This window comes from Amycolatopsis sp. NPDC043889, from assembly GCF_056435645.1.
Map to the genome: position 1 here is coordinate 1 of NZ_JBWKEC010000061.1, position 16,162 is coordinate 16,162.

Below are 16,162 nucleotides of genomic sequence, written 5' to 3' on the forward strand. Positions count from 1 at the left end.
CCTCCACGGAAAACACGGAGGATTGCGGGACCACACAAGAAAAATGGACGGGTTTTTTCGGCCCACGGGGGGGAGAGCGCGGGGGGGGGGGGGGGGGGGGGGTGGGGGGGAAACCCAAACCCCCCCCCCACGACCCGCCGCTCAAAACAGGCCGAGTTCCTTCGCGCGCAGGGCGGCCTGGGTGCGATCCCGCACCTGGAGCTTGGACAGGACGCTCGTCACGAGATTCTTCACCGTGCCCTCGGCGAGGAACAGCGTCTTGGCGATCTCGCGGTTGCTGCGGCCGCCGGCCAGGAGCCGGACAACCTCGAGTTCACGCTCCGAGAGCGGGGTCGCCAACGGCCGGGGTGCCTCGGCGGGCAGCCGTGCCACCCTGGCGACGAGTTTCGCCGCGACCGACGGCTGCAGCACCGATTCGCCCCGCTGGGCCGCGACCAGCGCTTCGACCAGCCGCGTCGACGAGACGTCCTTGAGCAGATAGCCGACGGCCCCCGCGCGCAACGCGGCGAACACGTCCTCGTCGTCGTCGAATGTCGTCAAAGCCAGGACACGCACGTCCGGTTGCTCGGCCCGAAGCCGTGCGGTGGCCGCGATGCCGTCCAGCACCGGCATCCGCAGGTCCATCAGCGCGACGTCGGGACGGAGTTCGGCGCAGCGCCGGACGGCTTCCTCACCGTTCGCGGCCTCGCCGACGACGTCGATCTCCGGCTGGACTTCCAGCAGGGTCGCCAACGCCTCTCGGAACAACGCCTGGTCGTCGACGATCAGCACCCGGACGCTCATCCCGGCACCTCCACGGTGAGCGTCGAGCCGTGCCCTTCTTCGGAGTCGACCGAGACACTGCCGCCCAGCCCGGCGACCCGCTCGCGTAGTCCCACGAGACCGAAACCCTTGTCCGGCAGGGGATCCCCGGTGAACCCGAGACCGTCGTCGCGGACCTCGAGCCGGATTCGATCGGTGACGGCGTAGTCGAGCACCACGGTCGCGGCGGTGGCTCGCGCGTGCTTGCGCACGTTGGTCAGTCCCTCCTGTGCCGCCCGGAACAGAGACTCCTCCACGTCGGCCCGGGTGTCCCGCGCGGTGCCCTTGACCTCGAACCCGGTCGGCACGCCCGCCGCGGAAGTCTCCTCCGTCAGCGCCCGCACCGCGTCCGCGAGCGGTTCGGAACGCGGCTCCCGCAACGCCGACACCGACCGGCGGACCTCTGCCAGCGCCTCGCGCGACTGGTCCTGTGCCTTGGCGAGCATCCCGTCGGCCCGTTCCGTGTCGCCGGTGCCGATCACCGCGCGGGCGGCCTGCAACATCATCTGGACGACGGTGAGGTGGTGACCGAGCCCGTCGTGAATGTCGCGCGCGAGGCGGTTGCGTTCCTGGATCGTGGCGAGCTGTTCGGCCTGCGCGGCCTGGTCGCGAAGACGTTCGTGCGCGTCGGCCAGCTCCTCCCGCGCCCGCTTCTCCCGGACGACCAATTCGGTCACCACGGCGGCGAAGACCATGACCGCCAGCGTCCCGAGCCCCTCGCGGAGCCCGTCCAGCGGTGCCATCGGCAGGTGGATCAACGGGATCACCGCCGCGACCCCGAAAGCGGCCGGTAGCGGTAGCAGCAACACTGTGTGACAGACGAGGACCACGAGAAGCAGGACGGCCCCGATGGCGGCGCCCGACAGAGAGAACAGGGTGAAGCCGAGCGGTAACTGAACGCAGACGTACGCGATCGCCCACGGGCGCCCGCGTTTCTGCACCCAGGGGAAGCCGGCGATCGCGATCGCCGCGTAGACCAGCCCGGCGAGGAGCGTCGGCAGCACGAGCGTCTCGTATTTGGCCGAGCCGAGCGGCAACGTCACGTACGCGACGAGGGTCAGTGCGGCCAGAGCCCGGTTCACGGACACACAATGCCACGACTCCCGCGTTTCGTCCTCTGAATGCGGTGGTTGCACGCGCAAGTACCGCATTCAGAGGACGAAACGCGGGAGTCAGGCGATGGTGCTGTTCCGGATCTCCAGCGAGAACGGCGTTTGGACGTCTTCCGGTTCGAGGTCGCTCCCGCCCGCGATACGCCGTCGCAGCAGGTCGACGGCGGCTCGCGCGATCGCCGCCTTGTCCGGCGCGATCGTCGTCAGCGACGGCAGGCTGTACGCGCTCTCCTCGTTGTTGTCGAAGCCGACGATCGCCATGTCCGACGGCACCTGGACGCCGCGTTCGGCCGCGGCGCGCAGGGCGCCGATGGCGAGAAGGTCGTTGAAGCAGAAGACCGCGTCGGGCGGTTCCGGCAGCGCGAGGAGGTGCGCCATCGCTTCGGCACCGTTGGAGCGGTGGTAGCGCAGGGCGGGCAGGACCAGTTCGGGAATGGGCACGAGCCCCGCTTCTTCGAGCGCGGAGTGATAACCCTCCAGCCGTTGCGCGGCCGTGTGGCGCTGCGGATGCGCGCCGATCGCGGCGATCCGGCGGCGACCGAGCGAGATCAGGTGCCGCACCGCGATCCTGGCGGCCTGGACGTTGTCGATACCGACGTGGTCGATCGGGACGTCGACGACGTGCTCACCGAGCATCACCAGTGGCACGCCCGGCGCCAGATCCTCGAAATCGTTGGTGTGCAAGGCTTCCGGGCTGATGATCGCGCCGTCGATCAGGTGGGGGCCGAGCGCGGACAGCGCGTTGCGCTCCCGCTCCCTGGTGCCGAGGGTCTGTTCGATCAGGACGTTCCACTCGTGTTCCTGCGCCGCCTGCAGCACCAGGCCCGCCAGCTCGCCGAAGTACGGGATGCTCAGTTCGGGCAGCATCAGCCCGAGGAACCCGGTGCGGCCGCGGCGGAGGTTGCGGGCGCCCAGGTTGGGCCGGTATCCGGTCGACGCCAGTGCCTCCTCGACGCGCTTGCGGTTCTCCGGCTTGACGAAGTCGTAGCCGTTGACCACGTTCGACACGGTCTTGACCGAGACGCCCGCAAGCTTGGCGACGTCCTTGAGCGTGGCCACCCTCGCTCCCCTCTGCAGTGCTCCGGCACAGCCTAGCCGCGCGAACGGCGGATTTACAACGTTGTACCAACGATGTAAATCTGGCATCGTCCCTATGAGTGACATGGGTCACCGCAGATCCGTGTGCTCGACTTCCCCGAGGAGCGATCGATGTCCCTGCCCATCCGCCGCACCCTGCTCCTGGTGACCGGCCTCGCGCTCGCGCTGACGGCCTGCACCAGCCGCGAGACCCAGCAATCCGCCCCGTCGGGGGCAGGACCGGCCGCTTCGGCGGCGCCGAACCAGGCCGCGGGGCCGGGATGCGCCCGCGAGAAGACCGGTTACCCGCAGGTGGACGTGAAGAACGCGGTCATCGGCTTCTCCCAGTCGGAGAAGGAGGCGAACCCGTTCCGCATCGCCGAGACGCAGTCCATCAAGGACGAAGCGACGAAACTCGGTGTCCCGGCGGACAAACTCCTGATCACCAACGCGCAGAGCGATCTCAACAAGCAGGTCAGCGACATCAAGTCGTTGCTGGACCGGGGCGCGCAGCTGCTCATCGTCGCCCCGCTGAACTCCGACGGCCTCCAGCCCGCCCTCGACGCGGCGAAGGCCAAGAAGGTCCCGGTCGTCACGATCGACCGCAAGGTGACCTCCCAGCCGTGCACCGATTACCTGACCTTCATCGGCTCCAACTTCGTCGAGCAGGGCAAGCGCGCCGCGCAGGAGATGGTGAAGGCCACGGGCGGCACCGGCAAGGTCGCGATCCTGCTCGGGGCGTCCGGCAACAACGTGACCACCGACCGCACCAAGGGTTTCAAGGACGAGATCGCCGCGACCACGGGTATCCAGATCGTCGCCGAGCAGACCGGTGAGTTCGACCGGTCCAAGGGCCAGGCGGTCATGGAGCAGCTCATCCAGAGCAACCCGGAGATCACCGCCGTCTACGCCGAGAACGACGAGATGGGCATCGGCGCGGTGACCGCGCTCAAGGCCGCGGGCAAGACGCCGGGCAAGGACGTCAAGATCGTCTCGATCGACGGCACCCGCAACGCCGTCCAGCTCATCGCCGACGGCAGCTACAACGCGGTGATCGAGTCCAACCCGCGCTTCGGCCCGCTCGCCTTCTCCACGCTGCAGGACTTCGCCGCCGGCAAGGAGATCCCGCCGACCGTGGTGATCTCCGACGACCAGTACGACTCGGCGAACGCGGCCCAGAAGCTCGGGAACGCGTACTGACGATGGAACCGGTTCTCGAGGTCGAAGGCGTGACGAAGACGTTCGCCGGGGTGCGCGCGCTCGACGACGTGTCGTTCGCGCTGCGGCCGGGCGAGGTGCACGCGCTGGTGGGCGAGAACGGCGCCGGGAAGTCGACGCTGATCAAGGTGCTCACCGGCGTGCACAAGCCGGATTCCGGCACGATCCACGCGCGGGGCGCGATCTCCACGATCTACCAGGAGGTCAACCTCATCCCGCTGATGAGCGTGGCGAGCAACGTGTACCTCGGCCGCGAGCCGAGCAAGCGGTTCGGGCTGGTGGACTGGGCGCGGATGAACGCCGACGCGGCGGCGCTGCTGAAGGACTACGGCATCGACGCCGACGTCCGCCGTCCACTCGGGACACTCGGTGTCGGCGCGCAGCAGATGGTGGCGCTGGCCCGCGCGGTGTCGATCGACGCCGACGTCGTGATCATGGACGAGCCGACGTCGTCTTTGGAGCCGCGTGAGGTCGAGACGCTGTTCGAGGTCATCGGCAGGCTGCACGAACGCGGGATCGCGATCGTGTACGTCAGCCACCGCATGGACGAGCTGTACCGGATCTGCGAACGGGTGACGGTGCTGCGGGACGGCAAGCGGGTCCACACCGGCCCGCTCGCCGACCTGCCGCGGCTGGAACTGGTGTCGATGATGCTCGGCCGCAGTGTCGGCGACATCCGTTCGCATGGCGCGACGGCCTTCGAGGGTGACCACGAGGCCGGCCGGGAACCGGTGCTGCGCGCGGAGAACCTCACCAGCGGCAACCGCCTGACCGGGGTATCGGTGGAGATCAGACCCGGCGAGATCGTCGGCCTCGCGGGGCTGCTCGGCTCCGGCCGGACCGAGACCGCGCGGGCGATCGTCGGCGATCTGCCGCTGTCCGGTGGCACCGTCCTCGTCGAGGGAAAGCAAGTCCCGCAAGGGAATGTGGCCGCCGCGATGCGCGCGGGGGTCAGCATGCTCGCCGAAGACCGCAAGACCGAGGGCATCATCCCGCATCTCTCGGTACGGGAGAACATCGTGCTCGCCGCGTTGCCGAAGCTGTCCCGTTTCGGCCTGGTCAGCCGCGCCCGGCAGGACCGAATCGTCGACACGTTCGTGAAACGCCTGCGGATCAAGGTTTCCAGCCCGGATCAGAAGGTCGCGGAGCTCTCCGGCGGCAATCAGCAGAAGGTGCTGCTCGCCCGCTGGCTCTGCACCGAACCGAAGGTGCTGCTGCTCGACGAGCCGACCCGGGGGATCGACGTCGGAGCGAAGGCGGAGGTACAGGCGCTCATCGACGAACTCGCGAAAGATGGGCTCGCCGTCCTGCTGATCTCGTCGGAGATGGACGAACTACTCGACGGCGCCGACCGGCTGATCGTGCTCAAGGACGGCGCGGTGGTCGGGGAACTGGCGGGGGACGAGCTGACTCAGGACCACGTGCTGGCCGCGATCGCCTCGGGCGGCGCGGATGACTAGTGGTCACCATCGGATGTCCTCCGGGGGTCTCGACGGCCCAGCTTCCCGCTGGACGCACGGCCGCGAAGCCCGAGTACAACCCGGTACGAGGCCCTCGCGGCCGCACGCCCAGCGGAAACCTGGATCCGCCGAATACCCCCGAAGGACATCCGATGGCAACCACTAGCACTCAGCGGAGAACGGAGGAACCGGGGCCCACCATGACGGACACGGCGAAAACGGTGGACCGGACCCGGGCGGCGCGGTGGCTGCAGGAGTACGGCGTGTACGTCGCCGTCGTCGCGCTCGTCCTGTTCAACATCGCGTTCACGGCGAACTTCCTGACCGTCGGGAACTTCCGCACCCAGCTCATCCAGGCCGCGCCGGTGCTGGTGGTCGCGCTCGGGATGGCGCTGGTGATCGGCACCGAGGGCATCGACCTGTCGGTGGGCGCGGTGATGGCGCTGTCGGCCGCGCTCGTCCCGCTGTACCTCGGCTACGGAACGCTGCCCGCGGTCGCCATCGCGCTCGCCGCGGGGCTGGCGGCGGGTGCGTTCAACGGCGTCCTCGTGGCCAGAGTCGGGATTCAACCCATCGTGGCGACGCTGGCGTTGCTCGTTGGCGGGCGCGGGCTGGCGCTGGTGCTCGCCGACGGCCAGTTGATCCAGCTGCACGATCCGGGCTTCCTCGCGCTCGGCACCGGCGAGGTGCTCGGGATCCCGGTGAGCGTGCTCATCGCGGCCGTGCTGGCCGTGCTGATGGCGGCGCTGGTCGGGAAGACGGCGTTCGGCAGGCGGCTGGTCGCGATCGGCGGCAACCGGCGGGCCAGCGTGCTCGCCGGGTTGCCGGTCACTCGCGTCCTCATCGGCGTCTACGCGATCTGCGGGCTGCTCGCGGCGCTGGCCGGGGTGTTGTCCACCGCCCGGCTCGGCGCGGGCGACCCCGCGGACGCCGGCCTGCTGATGGAACTGTCCGCGATCACCGCGGTCGTGGTCGGCGGGACCCCGCTGACCGGCGGCCGGGTCCGCATCCTCGGCACGGTGATGGGTGTCCTGCTCATGCAGCTCGTCCGCGCCACGCTCATCAAGCACAACCTGCCGGATTCGACCGCGCAGATGATCCAGGCCGCGATCATCGTCGGCGCGGTGTACGTCGCACGGGAACGGAGCAGCCGATGACCGCGGCGCCCACGATGGCCGCCCAGGACTCCGCGCGGCGCGAGCTGATGACCGGAGTGCTGCAGAAACAGGGCGCGGCGATCGCGCTGGTGCTCATGGTCGCCGTCGCGTGGCTGCTGTTCCCGCGCTTCGGCAGCCTGGACAACCTGCGCGACATCGCGTTGCAGAGCTCGTTCCTCGCCATCATCGCGCTCGGGATGACCTTCGTGATCATCACCGGCGGGATCGACCTGTCCGTGGGATCCGTCTACGCGCTCGGCGGGGTCCTCGCCGCCTACGGGTCGCAATGGGGATTCCTCGTCGCGCTGCTGCTACCGCTGGCGGTGTGCGGGCTGATCGGCCTGATCAACGGGTTGCTCGTCGCGAAGACCGGGATGGCACCGTTCATCGTCACGCTGGCGTCCCTGCTGTTCGCCCGCGGGCTGCTGCTCGCGATCACCAGCGAGGGCGCGACGACGTACAAGATCCCGGAAGGCGAGGCGTTCGTCGAACTCGGGCGTGGCACGCTGTTCGGGTTCGGCTATCCGGTGTTCATCGCGGCGGCGCTCTGCCTGGTCGGTGGGCTGTTGTTGCGGCGGACCCGGTTCGGTCAGTCGGTGTTCGCGACCGGCGGTTCGGAGCAGTCCGCGAAACTGATGGGACTGCCGGTGGCGCGCACCAAGGTCACCGTCTACGTGATGAGCGGCGTCCTGTCCGGGCTCGCGGGCGCGCTCACCGCGGCTTACCTGCAATCCGGTGTCACGGTGATCGGGGTCGGCCTCGAACTGGACGCCATCTCCGTCGTCGTCATCGGCGGCACCCTGCTGACCGGCGGGATGGGCACGATTCTCGGAACGGTCATCGGGGTGGGCATCCGAACGGTCATCCAGAACGTCATCAACCAGATAGGAACTCTCGACAGCAACTACCAGTCGGTGGTCAGCGGTGCGTTCCTCTTGGTGGTCGTTGTGCTGCAACGGTCATTGGCCCGTACGACCGCCCGGAGATAGGGAGATCGCATGCACCGAAGAACCGCGCGCGCCCTGAGCGTCGTGGCCGGTCTGCTGGCCGCCGCGACGACACTCGTCCCCGTCGCCCAAGCCGCTCCCGTCCCGCTCCCCACCCCGTGGACCGGCCAGGTCTCGCCGTCGAACGCGCTGCCCGAGTACCCGCGCCCGCAACTGGTGCGCTCGGAATGGCTCAATCTCAACGGAACCTGGGGTTTCACCGGCGCACCGAACCTGAATTCGCCGCCTATCGGCAGGCCGTTGAGCGAGAACGTCCTCGTGCCTTACCCGATCGAATCGATGCTTTCGGGCATCAAACGGCATGAGGACAACATGTTCTACCGCCGGACGTTCACCGTTCCGTCCACTTGGGACGGTCGCCGGGTGAAGCTCAACTTCGGTGCCGTCACCTGGGAGACCAGGGTCTGGGTCAACGGGACGCCGGTCGGGAGCCACACCGGTGGTTTCGACGCCTTCTCGTTCGACATCACCCCTGCGCTCAAGGCGGGGGAGAACGAGATCGTCGTCGGCGTCGCGTCTCCTGTCGACGGGAGCCGGTACCCGGTGGGAAAGCAGCGCAAAGCGCCCAGCGGCATCTTCTACACGGCGGCGTCGGGGATCTGGCAGACGGTCTGGCTGGAGCCGGTGCGTGCCGAGCACATCACGCGGCTCGACACCACTCCCGATGTTCCCGGCGGCGCGCTCGACCTCGTCGTCCAAGGGACCGCGGGGCAGCAAGCGACCGCCGAAGTCCTTTCGGGTGGTCAAGTGGTCGGCACCGCCACCGGTACCGTCGGTACCCGCCTGCGGATTCCGGTGCCGAACGCGCGGCTGTGGTCGCCGGACGACCCGTTCCTCTACGACCTGCGCGTCCGGCTGCCGGGAGGCGACGTCGTCACCGGGTACTTCGGCATGCGGTCGCTGGGCAAGGCGATGGTCGGCGGCGTGATGCGGCCGCTGCTCAACGGGAAGTTCGTCTTCCAGCTGGGCACGCTGGACCAGGGATACTGGCCGGACGGCATCTACACCGCGCCGACCGACGAGGCGCTGCGGTTCGATCTCGAACGCCAGAAGGCACTGGGCTTCAACATGGTCCGAAAGCACATCAAGGTCGAGCCCGCGCGGTGGTTCTACCACGCCGACCGGCTCGGGCTGATGGTCTGGCAGGACATGCCGTCGCTCGACTCGATCGACGAGGTCCCGAACGGGCACGCGAACTTCGAGTCCGAACTGCGGCGGATGATCGAGCAGCACAAGAGCATCACCTCGATCGTGCAGTGGGTGCCGTTCAACGAAGGCTGGGGCGAGTACGACGCCGGCCGGATCGTCGATCTGGTCCGCTCGATCGACGACACTCGGCTGATCAACCACAACTCCGGCTCGAACTGCTGTGTGTCCGATCCGGATCCGGGCAACGGCGACGTGATCGACGATCACGCGTATCAGGTCTCCACCGGTACGAGGCAACCCGACGCGCGCCGGATCGCCGTGCTGGGTGAATACGGCGGGCTCGGGCGACGCGTCAGCGGGCACGAATGGGAACCGGGCAAGGGTTTCGCGTACGGCGCGCTGTATCCGGACGAGACGTCGCTGACGAACCGGTACGTGGAGATCACCAAGCAGGTCGGTCGGTTCGTCCACGGCCGCGGGCTTTCCGCGTCGGTCTACACCGAGCCGTACGATGTCGAGAACGAGGTCAACGGCTTCTACACCTACGACCGCCGCGTGCTGAAGATGACCGAGGCGCGGGTGCGCGAGATCAACCAGAAGGTGCTCGCCATCGCCAAGGGCACCGAGGTGGGCCGGGGCGAGCCGGTGTCCCTGCGGGTCACGACGGCCGGATACACGGATCGCTATCTGCGGCACCAGGACGACTTCGTGAGGACTGATGTGCTGGGCGAGGGCAGCGCGGACCTCGCCAAGAAGGACGCGACGTTCTGGGCCCGGCAGGGGCTGGCCGACGCGTCGTGCCTGTCGTTCGAGTCGCGGAACCACCCCGGGCACTTCCTGCGGCACGCGTCGTCGCGGATCCGCAAGGACCCGAACGACGGCTCGGCGCTGTTCGCCGGGGACGCGACCTTCTGCGCTAGGGAAGGCGCCGGCGGAACGGCTCTGGAGTCCTTCAACCAGCGTGGCGCGTACATCCGGCACTACGCCGAGACCGTCTATCTGGCGCGCAGCGGCGGGCCGAACCCGTGGGACACGCCGTCGAGCTTCGCGGCGGACACGACGTGGGCGGCGTCGGTCCCGCTTTGGCGCAGCGGCGCGGATCTGCCGCTGGACCAGGCGCGGTCGTTCAAGGTGACGACTCCCGGCTTCACCGACCGCTTCCTGCGGCACCGTGACGGCCTCGCGCGGACGGACGTGGTGAACGCGTCGAGTGCGGCGTTGCTGAAGGCGGACGCGACGTTCGTCGTGCGGCGCGGTCTCGCGGACCCGTCGTGTTATTCGCTGGAGGCACGCAACTATCCGGGCCAGTTCCTGCGGCACGCGGACTTCCGGTTGCGGCTGGGTGGCAACGACAACACCGACCTGTTCCGGAAGGACGCGACGTTCTGCGCCCAGCCCGCGGCCGGTGGAGTCCGGCTGGCGTCGGTGAACGAGCCGGGCACGAACATGCGGCACTACGCCGAGGAGGTCTATGTCGCCGCCGGCGGCGGTGGCCACCCGTTCGACAACCCGGTCTCGTACGACCAGGACGTGACCTGGGCGGTCTCCGCGGCTTGGGCTCCGTAGCCGGCTCGTGAGTGGCAAGGACGGTTCTAACCGTCCTTGCCACTCTCACGAGACGTGCCCCACCCTGCCACCGCCGCCCTTGCTCGCTCCTGCAGTACATGAAGGGGGCCTTCCCGCGCCGCCACTGAGACTGCTGGAGCTGGTGGTGTTGCTGAGGCCGCGGATGGCGATCACGTAGTCCGTGAAGGCCTCCTTCCCTACCTTCAGGGTAGGCAAGGAGGCCTTCACGGACCTGCGACCAACTGCCACCACATCCAGTAGGTACCTAAGACACCCTTGGCTCTAACCGTCCTTGCCACTCACGAGGGCGATGACCACTCCCGGTAACCTTGCCCCATGACCGGCCCGGATAACCCAACCTCCTTCAAGCTCGCGTACGTCCCCGGCGTGACGCCCTCGAAGTGGGTCCGGATCTGGAACGAGCGGTCGCCCGACGTGCCGCTCGAACTCGTCCAGACGACCGCGGCCGAGGCCGCCGCGCTGGTCCGGGAGCGCGAGGTGGACGCCGTCCTGCTGAGGCTCCCGATCGATCGCGAGGGGCTGCACGCGATCCCGCTCTACACCGAGACGACCGTCGTGGTCGTCCCCAAGGACCACCTGGTCGCCGCCGCGGACGAGGTCTCCGTCGACGACATCGCCGACGAAATCGTGCTGCACCCGCTCGACGACACGCTGGACTGGGCCGCGCCGCCGGGGAAACCCGCGCTGGAGCGACCCGCCACCACGGCGGACGCCATCGAACTGGTCGCCGCCGGTGTCGGGCTCCTGGTCGTCCCGCAGTCGCTCGCGCGGCTGCACCACCGGCGTGACCTGACCTACCGTCCGATCTCCGGTACGCCGGAGTCCGGCGTCGCGTTGTCCTGGCCGGACGAAGAGACCTCCGACCTGATGGAGCAGTTCATCGGGATCGTGCGCGGTCGCACGGTCAACAGCACGCGCGGGCGGCAGCAGTCCCCGGAAAAGCAGGCGCCGGAGAAGAAGACCCCGGCGAAGAGCAAGCGCCCCCAAGCCGCCGTCCGGGAGCCGCGGACCGGGAATCGCCGCACTCCTCAGGGCGGGAAGCGCGGCAAGCCCCGTCGTCGCGGTTAGCGCCTGCGGGCCGAGGTTGCGAAAGTGGCTTTCGCAACGTTTCCGGCGCGGCAAGCCCGTCGTCGGTCAGCTTTCGCTGCGGGCGGCCTTGAGGCGCGCCTCCTCCTTGCGGACCTCGGCCTGCGTCTCGCGCTCCCGCTTCAGCCAATCGGGGTTCTCGTTCTTGACCGCTTCGATCTGCTCGGTGGTGAGGGCGCCTGTGATCCCGCCGCGCGCCAGGCCGCTGATGGAGACGCCCAGCTTCGCCGCGATGACCGGACGCGGATGCGGTCCGTTGCGGCGCAGTTCCCGCAGCCACTCGGGTGGCTCGGCCTGCAGCGCGTTCAGTTCGTCGCGGGAGACGACACCCTCCTGGAACTCCGCCGGGGTTGCCTCGAGGTACACACCCAGCTTCTTCGCCGCTGTCGCGGGCTTCATCGTTTGAGGGGTTTTCTGCGACGTCATCCCCTCAGGGTAACGAGCGGCCCGGGCACCGCCGATCACACCCGGTGATCAGCCCTCGGCCTGGTCTTCGAGAAGTTCCGGCAGGGGTCGCCGGCTGGGTCGTCACCGCGGTGTCCGGATCGGCGCCTTGCAGCGACAGGCCCGCGTCGTGCCCGGACAGCCAGGCGTCGAGCGCCTGCTTTCCCACGAAGTCCGGCACCACGGCCACGGTTCCTCACCCACGGCCAGGGTATCGTCAGCCGCCCTTCGCCGGGAGGGTCACGACACCGAATCCGGCCAGCACCCCCGTCACGGCGACCGCGGCGAGGACGACCCACGCGATCGGATGCCCGAGATTGAGCGTCCAGTAGGTCCCGACCCGCCGGTGCACCAAGAGCGCGGGGTCGTTCCGGTTCAGGTAGACCATCCCGGCGGCGTGCCAATAGCGGTCGTCGTCACGTTGTTCGTACCGGGTCTCCGGTTCGTCGCCGGTGGGAGACAACCGGTGCCCGGCGTCGCCTGCCCGGACGGAGAAGACGATCCACGCGATGAAGGCGGCGACGAGGGGCAGGTAGCCCACGATCGTCGTCGGCACCGTCGTCTCGACGAACTCCCACTGCTGGAGCGAAACGACGAGCATGGTCGCGTTGACGCAGCCCGCGGAGATCAGCAGCAGGCTGAGCACCCCGTGCAGGTACTCCCTGTATCGCGAAGCCGACGCCGACGGCTGTGCGGCGTCGATCTCGGGTCTGGCCCGAGAGATCGCGATGGACAGGAGCGGGATCAGCGCGAGAACCAGGATTTGCGTGAGGACCGTCGAGAAGTTCGTCGTGCCCTTGGACAGGCCGATGACCGCCGTGACGACGGTCAGCAGCACCGCCGGCGCCAGCAGGATCCACTGTGGACGTACCGGATCCGAGCGCAGCGAGGTGTCGGCGATGACCGCCTGCCGTGTCCCGGCATACCAGCCCTCCTCGCGTTTCGCGGCGGCGATCGAACGACTGGCCAGGCCGCCGAGCAGCGAACAGGCCGCGACGAAACCGACCAGGACTATCTCGGGTGCGAGCCCGTCGATGAAGACGAGGGCGCAGGCGACAACCGCACCTACCGCGATTCCCCGGTTGTAGCGACGGCGCGCGAGGAGGATGACGGCCTCTCCGGTGCGCTGGGCCGGGACCCGGACGCCGAAGGGAAGAGTCGGCCGCGCCAGCGCGGGTGCCGAGGCGAAGGTGGCCGCGGTGAACGCGATCAGGGAAAGGTTCAGCCAGAGCGGTCCGGTCATCGCCGGGCGCTCACGGCGAAGGAGTCGAGCACGGACTCGCACCGGCTGGTCACCTCGCGCGGGCCCAGGCCCAGAGCGACGGCTTCGGCGAGCAAGGTGCGCAGACGGTCCTGCCATTCGTCCGCGTAGCCGTCCTCCGCCGGACCCGAGGACGCGTCACGCCGGACGACCGCGCCGGTCTTGCGGTTGATCCGGATGAAGCCCTGCGTCCGCAGCAGGTCATAGGCCTTGTTGACGGTGTGGAAGTTGATCCCGAGATCGGCGCCGAGCTGCCGGGTGGAGGGCAGGGCGCTGCCCTCGGCCAGCACGCCGTCGGCGACGGCTTCGACGATCCGGTCGCGGATCTGCTGGTAGATCGGAACCTCGCTGTCGAGGTCGAGAGTCAGCAACACCCCGTAAGGATATCTGCTATACACTTACTATAACAACTACATCAGATGGCTATGGAGGGAAGGCGGTCACGATGGCGACGATGGACATCACCGAGGGCGGTGTACGGGTGCGGTTCTCGGCCTGGGAGCGGCTGGCCGTGTGGCGCGACGAAGTGGTCGTGCCGCTGGCGGCGATCAAGGTCGTCGAGCAGGTCGACGCGCCCTTGCGGCGGACGCGCGGGGGGCGGGCCGGCGCGCTGATCAGCGGAGTGCTGAAAGTGGGCTACTGGGGTCTGGGCACGGGGATCCGTCAGCTGGTGTCGGCTCGCGGAGGTGTGCCGGGGCTGCGGATCGAAATCGATCGCGGGGTCGCCGGGCTCCCGTTCGACGAGGTGCTCGTGAGTGTGCCGAACGCGGCGGAACTCGCCGGGGCGCTCGCGCCGAGCAACGCCTAGAGGTAGTCGAAAAACCGGTCCCACCACGACGGCGGCCGGTCCGGGGGATAGAGGGTGTCGAATCCGCTGATCCCGGTGTACTTGGTCCACAACGGGTGTTCGGAGACGGGCAGGTAGCCGAGCGCTTCCAGCTCGTCTTCGATCTGTCTTCGGACCGGTGTCGGGAAGAACTCCCGTTCCTCGTCTTCGTCGTAGCTGCCCGGATTCCCCAGCGTCACCGCGACGAGGCCGCCGAAATTGCTGACCGTGACGGTCACCTGGTCGCGTGCGGAGATCGCGCTCGCCGGGAGCACGATCCTGCCGAGGTGGCTGGCGTCCTGGACGTGGCGGTCGACTTCGCAGGTGCAGCCGAATCGGCGAGAGAGATGTTCGGCCAGTCGCTCGAAGCGAGCCCGTTCGGCCGGTCCGTCGAAGTCGTGCGGCACCTCCCAGTGGCCGGGTTGGTCCAGTTCGCGCAGCAGTGCCCAGGTCTGCTGTTCGTCGAGGGGCATCGTCGCCTCCCGGCCTCGGGTGGTCTAGTCCACTTACCGAACTGACCTTAGCCAGCCGCATCCCGCGCGGACAATGGTGGGACGAATTCTCGTCCGAAAATTTTCGGCGGGGGTAGCGCCAGCGCTACCCGGGATTCGGCGGTCAGCACTCCTGATCTTCGCGCCCGATCCGGCCAGAGTCGTAGGTGTCGATCCGTTCGAGCAAGGAGTGCGAATGACAGTACGCAAGGGTGTCGTGGTCCTGACGGCGGCGGGGCTGATGGGCGCCGCGTTGACCACGGCGGCGGACGCGGTGCCTGCCAAGGGGACGGAGCTGCAGAAGGGCCTCGATGCCTTGGTGCGTCAAGAGAAGTTCCCGGCCGCGCTCGCCTATGCGGCGGACGGAAGGCGTGCGGCGTCGCTGGTCGCGGGGTCCTCGCGGATCGATCGCCAGGTCCCGGTTTCCCGGGACGGCACGGTCCGGGCGGGCAGCAACACCAAGACGTTCACGGCGGTCGCGGTCCTGCAACTGGTGGCCGAGGGCAAGGTGGAACTGGACGCGCCGATCGAGAAATACCTTCCCGGGATCGTGCGTGGCGAGGGCATCGACGCCACCAGGATCACGGTCCGGCATCTGCTGCAGCACACCAGCGGGCTGCCGAACTACACCGAATACCTCGGGCTCGAGAACTTCGAGCAGGTGCAGCACCGGTACGTCCCGAACCACGAACTGCTCGCCGCGGCCTTGAGCCACCCGGCGAAGTTCGCGCCAGGCACCAAATGGGAGTACAGCAACACCGGCTATCTGCTGGTGGGCATGCTGATCGAGAAGGTGACCGGACGTCCGATCCAGGAGCAGATCACCGAACGCGTGATCAAGAAGGCGGGCCTGAAGCACACGTACTGGCCGCAGGTCGGCGACCAGACCATCCAGGGACGGCATCCGCAGGGTTACGCCATCGGCAACGCCGCCACCGGCAAGGTGATCGACGCGACCGAACTGGACCCGTCCTGGGGCGGCGCCGCCGGGCAGCTGATCTCGACCCCCAGTGACCTCGGCCAGTTCTTCAAGGTGTTGCTCGAAGGCAGGCTGCTGCCCGCCGCGCAGCTGGCCGAAATGCGGAAAACGGTCGACGCGCCCTTGTTCCCCGGTACGAAATACGGCCTCGGCCTGATGAGCAATCCGCTCAGCTGCGGTGGCGTGTACTGGGGACACGGCGGGGACATCCACGGCTTCGAAACCCGTGGTGGGGCCACGGAAGACGGCCGGATCGTCGGGCTCGCCGTTACCGCGATGCCGGGCACCTTCGGCGACGGAGAGAAGGGTTCCAAGGCGGTCATGGCCACTGTGGACGCCGCGTTCTGCAAGTGACGGGTGCCGGGGGTCGTGGGGGGGGGGTCGGGGTTTCCCCCCAAACCCCCCCCCCCCCCCCCCCCCCCCCCCCCCCTCCCCCCCCCCCACCCCCCCCACCCCCCCCCCCCCCCCCCCCCCCCCCCCCCCCACCCCCCCCCCCCCCCCCCCCCC

The 16,162-nt window shown here is 68.7% G+C and carries 16 protein-coding genes; 8 read left to right on the forward strand and 8 right to left on the reverse strand.

Translation table 11 applies throughout. The features are described from left to right. Positions 1-141: 141 nt before the first annotated feature. From AC0685_RS42990 to AC0685_RS43000, 3 genes are all read right to left on the reverse strand, one after another. Positions 142-783 (reverse strand): response regulator, encoded by a 642-nt coding sequence (locus AC0685_RS42990; protein ID WP_478230779.1) that lies wholly within the window; start codon positions 781-783, stop codon positions 142-144. After that, positions 780-1,883 (reverse strand): sensor histidine kinase, encoded by a 1,104-nt coding sequence (locus AC0685_RS42995; protein ID WP_478230780.1) that lies wholly within the window; start codon positions 1,881-1,883, stop codon positions 780-782. The genes AC0685_RS42990 and AC0685_RS42995 overlap by 4 nt, the downstream gene beginning before the upstream one ends. 90 nt (positions 1,884-1,973) lie before the next feature. Further along, positions 1,974-2,972, reverse strand: coding sequence for a LacI family DNA-binding transcriptional regulator (locus tag AC0685_RS43000; protein ID WP_478230781.1), 999 nt, complete (start codon positions 2,970-2,972; stop codon positions 1,974-1,976). Positions 2,973-3,122: 150 nt separating this feature from the next. On the opposite strand from AC0685_RS43000, the gene AC0685_RS43005 reads away from it, so the two are divergent. The 6 genes from AC0685_RS43005 (at position 3,123) to AC0685_RS43030 (ending at position 11,636) form a co-directional block, all read left to right on the forward strand. Then, entirely contained in the window at positions 3,123-4,190 is a 1,068-nt protein-coding gene (locus tag AC0685_RS43005; RefSeq protein ID WP_478230782.1) for an ABC transporter substrate-binding protein, read from the forward strand. A gap of 2 nt (positions 4,191-4,192) precedes the next feature. Continuing rightward, a complete protein-coding gene (locus AC0685_RS43010) occupies positions 4,193-5,668 on the forward strand; it encodes a sugar ABC transporter ATP-binding protein (protein WP_478230783.1) in 1,476 nt (491 codons plus the stop codon). Positions 5,669-5,868: 200 nt separating this feature from the next. Continuing rightward, on the forward strand, positions 5,869-6,825 hold the full coding sequence (locus tag AC0685_RS43015; RefSeq protein WP_478230784.1) for an ABC transporter permease: 957 nt from the start codon (positions 5,869-5,871) through the stop codon (positions 6,823-6,825). Beyond that, entirely contained in the window at positions 6,822-7,814 is a 993-nt protein-coding gene (locus AC0685_RS43020) for an ABC transporter permease (RefSeq protein ID WP_478230785.1), read from the forward strand. The genes AC0685_RS43015 and AC0685_RS43020 overlap by 4 nt, the downstream gene beginning before the upstream one ends. Before the next feature lie 9 nt (positions 7,815-7,823). Further along, positions 7,824-10,547, forward strand: a complete 2,724-nt coding sequence (locus AC0685_RS43025) for an AbfB domain-containing protein (RefSeq protein WP_478230786.1) — start codon at positions 7,824-7,826, stop codon at positions 10,545-10,547. 336 nt (positions 10,548-10,883) lie between these two features. Next, the gene (locus AC0685_RS43030; protein ID WP_478230787.1) at positions 10,884-11,636 is read left to right on the forward strand and encodes a LysR family substrate-binding domain-containing protein; all 753 of its coding nucleotides are present in this window, start codon (positions 10,884-10,886) and stop codon (positions 11,634-11,636) included. Positions 11,637-11,702: 66 nt separating this feature from the next. Here the strand turns inward: AC0685_RS43030 and AC0685_RS43035 are convergent, their stop codons facing one another. The 4 genes from AC0685_RS43035 to AC0685_RS43050 are packed head-to-tail and all read right to left on the reverse strand — an operon-like array spanning position 11,703 to position 13,733. Then, positions 11,703-12,053 carry a DUF5997 family protein gene (locus AC0685_RS43035; protein ID WP_340688658.1) on the reverse strand — a complete coding sequence of 117 codons (351 nt, stop codon included), beginning with the start codon at positions 12,051-12,053 and terminating at the stop codon, positions 11,703-11,705. Positions 12,054-12,084: 31 nt separating this feature from the next. Then, positions 12,085-12,279 carry a hypothetical protein gene (locus tag AC0685_RS43040; RefSeq protein ID WP_478230788.1) on the reverse strand — a complete coding sequence of 65 codons (195 nt, stop codon included), beginning with the start codon at positions 12,277-12,279 and terminating at the stop codon, positions 12,085-12,087. 36 nt (positions 12,280-12,315) lie between these two features. Then, entirely contained in the window at positions 12,316-13,341 is a 1,026-nt protein-coding gene (locus tag AC0685_RS43045) for a DUF1648 domain-containing protein (protein WP_478230789.1), read from the reverse strand. Further along, positions 13,338-13,733: a GntR family transcriptional regulator gene (locus AC0685_RS43050; protein ID WP_340681710.1), complete on the reverse strand. Its 396-nt coding sequence runs from the start codon at positions 13,731-13,733 to the stop codon at positions 13,338-13,340. Before AC0685_RS43050 ends, AC0685_RS43045 begins: the two co-directional genes overlap by 4 nt. 71 nt (positions 13,734-13,804) lie before the next feature. On the opposite strand from AC0685_RS43050, the gene AC0685_RS43055 reads away from it, so the two are divergent. Then, positions 13,805-14,167 (forward strand): hypothetical protein, encoded by a 363-nt coding sequence (locus tag AC0685_RS43055; protein WP_478230790.1) that lies wholly within the window; start codon positions 13,805-13,807, stop codon positions 14,165-14,167. Here the strand turns inward: AC0685_RS43055 and AC0685_RS43060 are convergent. Then, positions 14,164-14,658: a hypothetical protein gene (locus tag AC0685_RS43060; protein ID WP_478230791.1), complete on the reverse strand. Its 495-nt coding sequence runs from the start codon at positions 14,656-14,658 to the stop codon at positions 14,164-14,166. The genes AC0685_RS43055 and AC0685_RS43060 overlap by 4 nt on opposite strands. Before the next feature lie 214 nt (positions 14,659-14,872). Between AC0685_RS43060 and AC0685_RS43065 the strand changes: the two genes are divergently transcribed. Beyond that, positions 14,873-16,009 (forward strand): serine hydrolase domain-containing protein, encoded by a 1,137-nt coding sequence (locus tag AC0685_RS43065; protein WP_478230792.1) that lies wholly within the window; start codon positions 14,873-14,875, stop codon positions 16,007-16,009. Positions 16,010-16,162 lie beyond the last annotated feature (153 nt).

Excerpts from the sequence above, each read along its gene's own strand:
- AC0685_RS42990 (WP_478230779.1), bottom strand. The coding sequence starts at position 783 with ATGAGCGTCCGGGTGCTGATCGTCGACGACCAGGCGTTGTTCCGAGAG.
- AC0685_RS43005 (WP_478230782.1), top strand. The coding sequence starts at position 3,123 with ATGTCCCTGCCCATCCGCCGCACCCTGCTCCTGGTGACCGGCCTCGCG.
- AC0685_RS43010 (WP_478230783.1), top strand. The coding sequence starts at position 4,193 with ATGGAACCGGTTCTCGAGGTCGAAGGCGTGACGAAGACGTTCGCCGGG.
- AC0685_RS43015 (WP_478230784.1), top strand. The coding sequence starts at position 5,869 with ATGACGGACACGGCGAAAACGGTGGACCGGACCCGGGCGGCGCGGTGG.
- AC0685_RS43020 (WP_478230785.1), top strand. The coding sequence starts at position 6,822 with ATGACCGCGGCGCCCACGATGGCCGCCCAGGACTCCGCGCGGCGCGAG.
- AC0685_RS43025 (WP_478230786.1), top strand. The coding sequence starts at position 7,824 with ATGCACCGAAGAACCGCGCGCGCCCTGAGCGTCGTGGCCGGTCTGCTG.
- AC0685_RS43030 (WP_478230787.1), top strand. The coding sequence starts at position 10,884 with ATGACCGGCCCGGATAACCCAACCTCCTTCAAGCTCGCGTACGTCCCC.
- AC0685_RS43035 (WP_340688658.1), bottom strand. The coding sequence starts at position 12,053 with ATGAAGCCCGCGACAGCGGCGAAGAAGCTGGGTGTGTACCTCGAGGCA.
- AC0685_RS43045 (WP_478230789.1), bottom strand. The coding sequence starts at position 13,341 with ATGACCGGACCGCTCTGGCTGAACCTTTCCCTGATCGCGTTCACCGCG.
- AC0685_RS43055 (WP_478230790.1), top strand. The coding sequence starts at position 13,805 with ATGGCGACGATGGACATCACCGAGGGCGGTGTACGGGTGCGGTTCTCG.
- AC0685_RS43060 (WP_478230791.1), bottom strand. The coding sequence starts at position 14,658 with ATGCCCCTCGACGAACAGCAGACCTGGGCACTGCTGCGCGAACTGGAC.
- AC0685_RS43065 (WP_478230792.1), top strand. The coding sequence starts at position 14,873 with ATGACAGTACGCAAGGGTGTCGTGGTCCTGACGGCGGCGGGGCTGATG.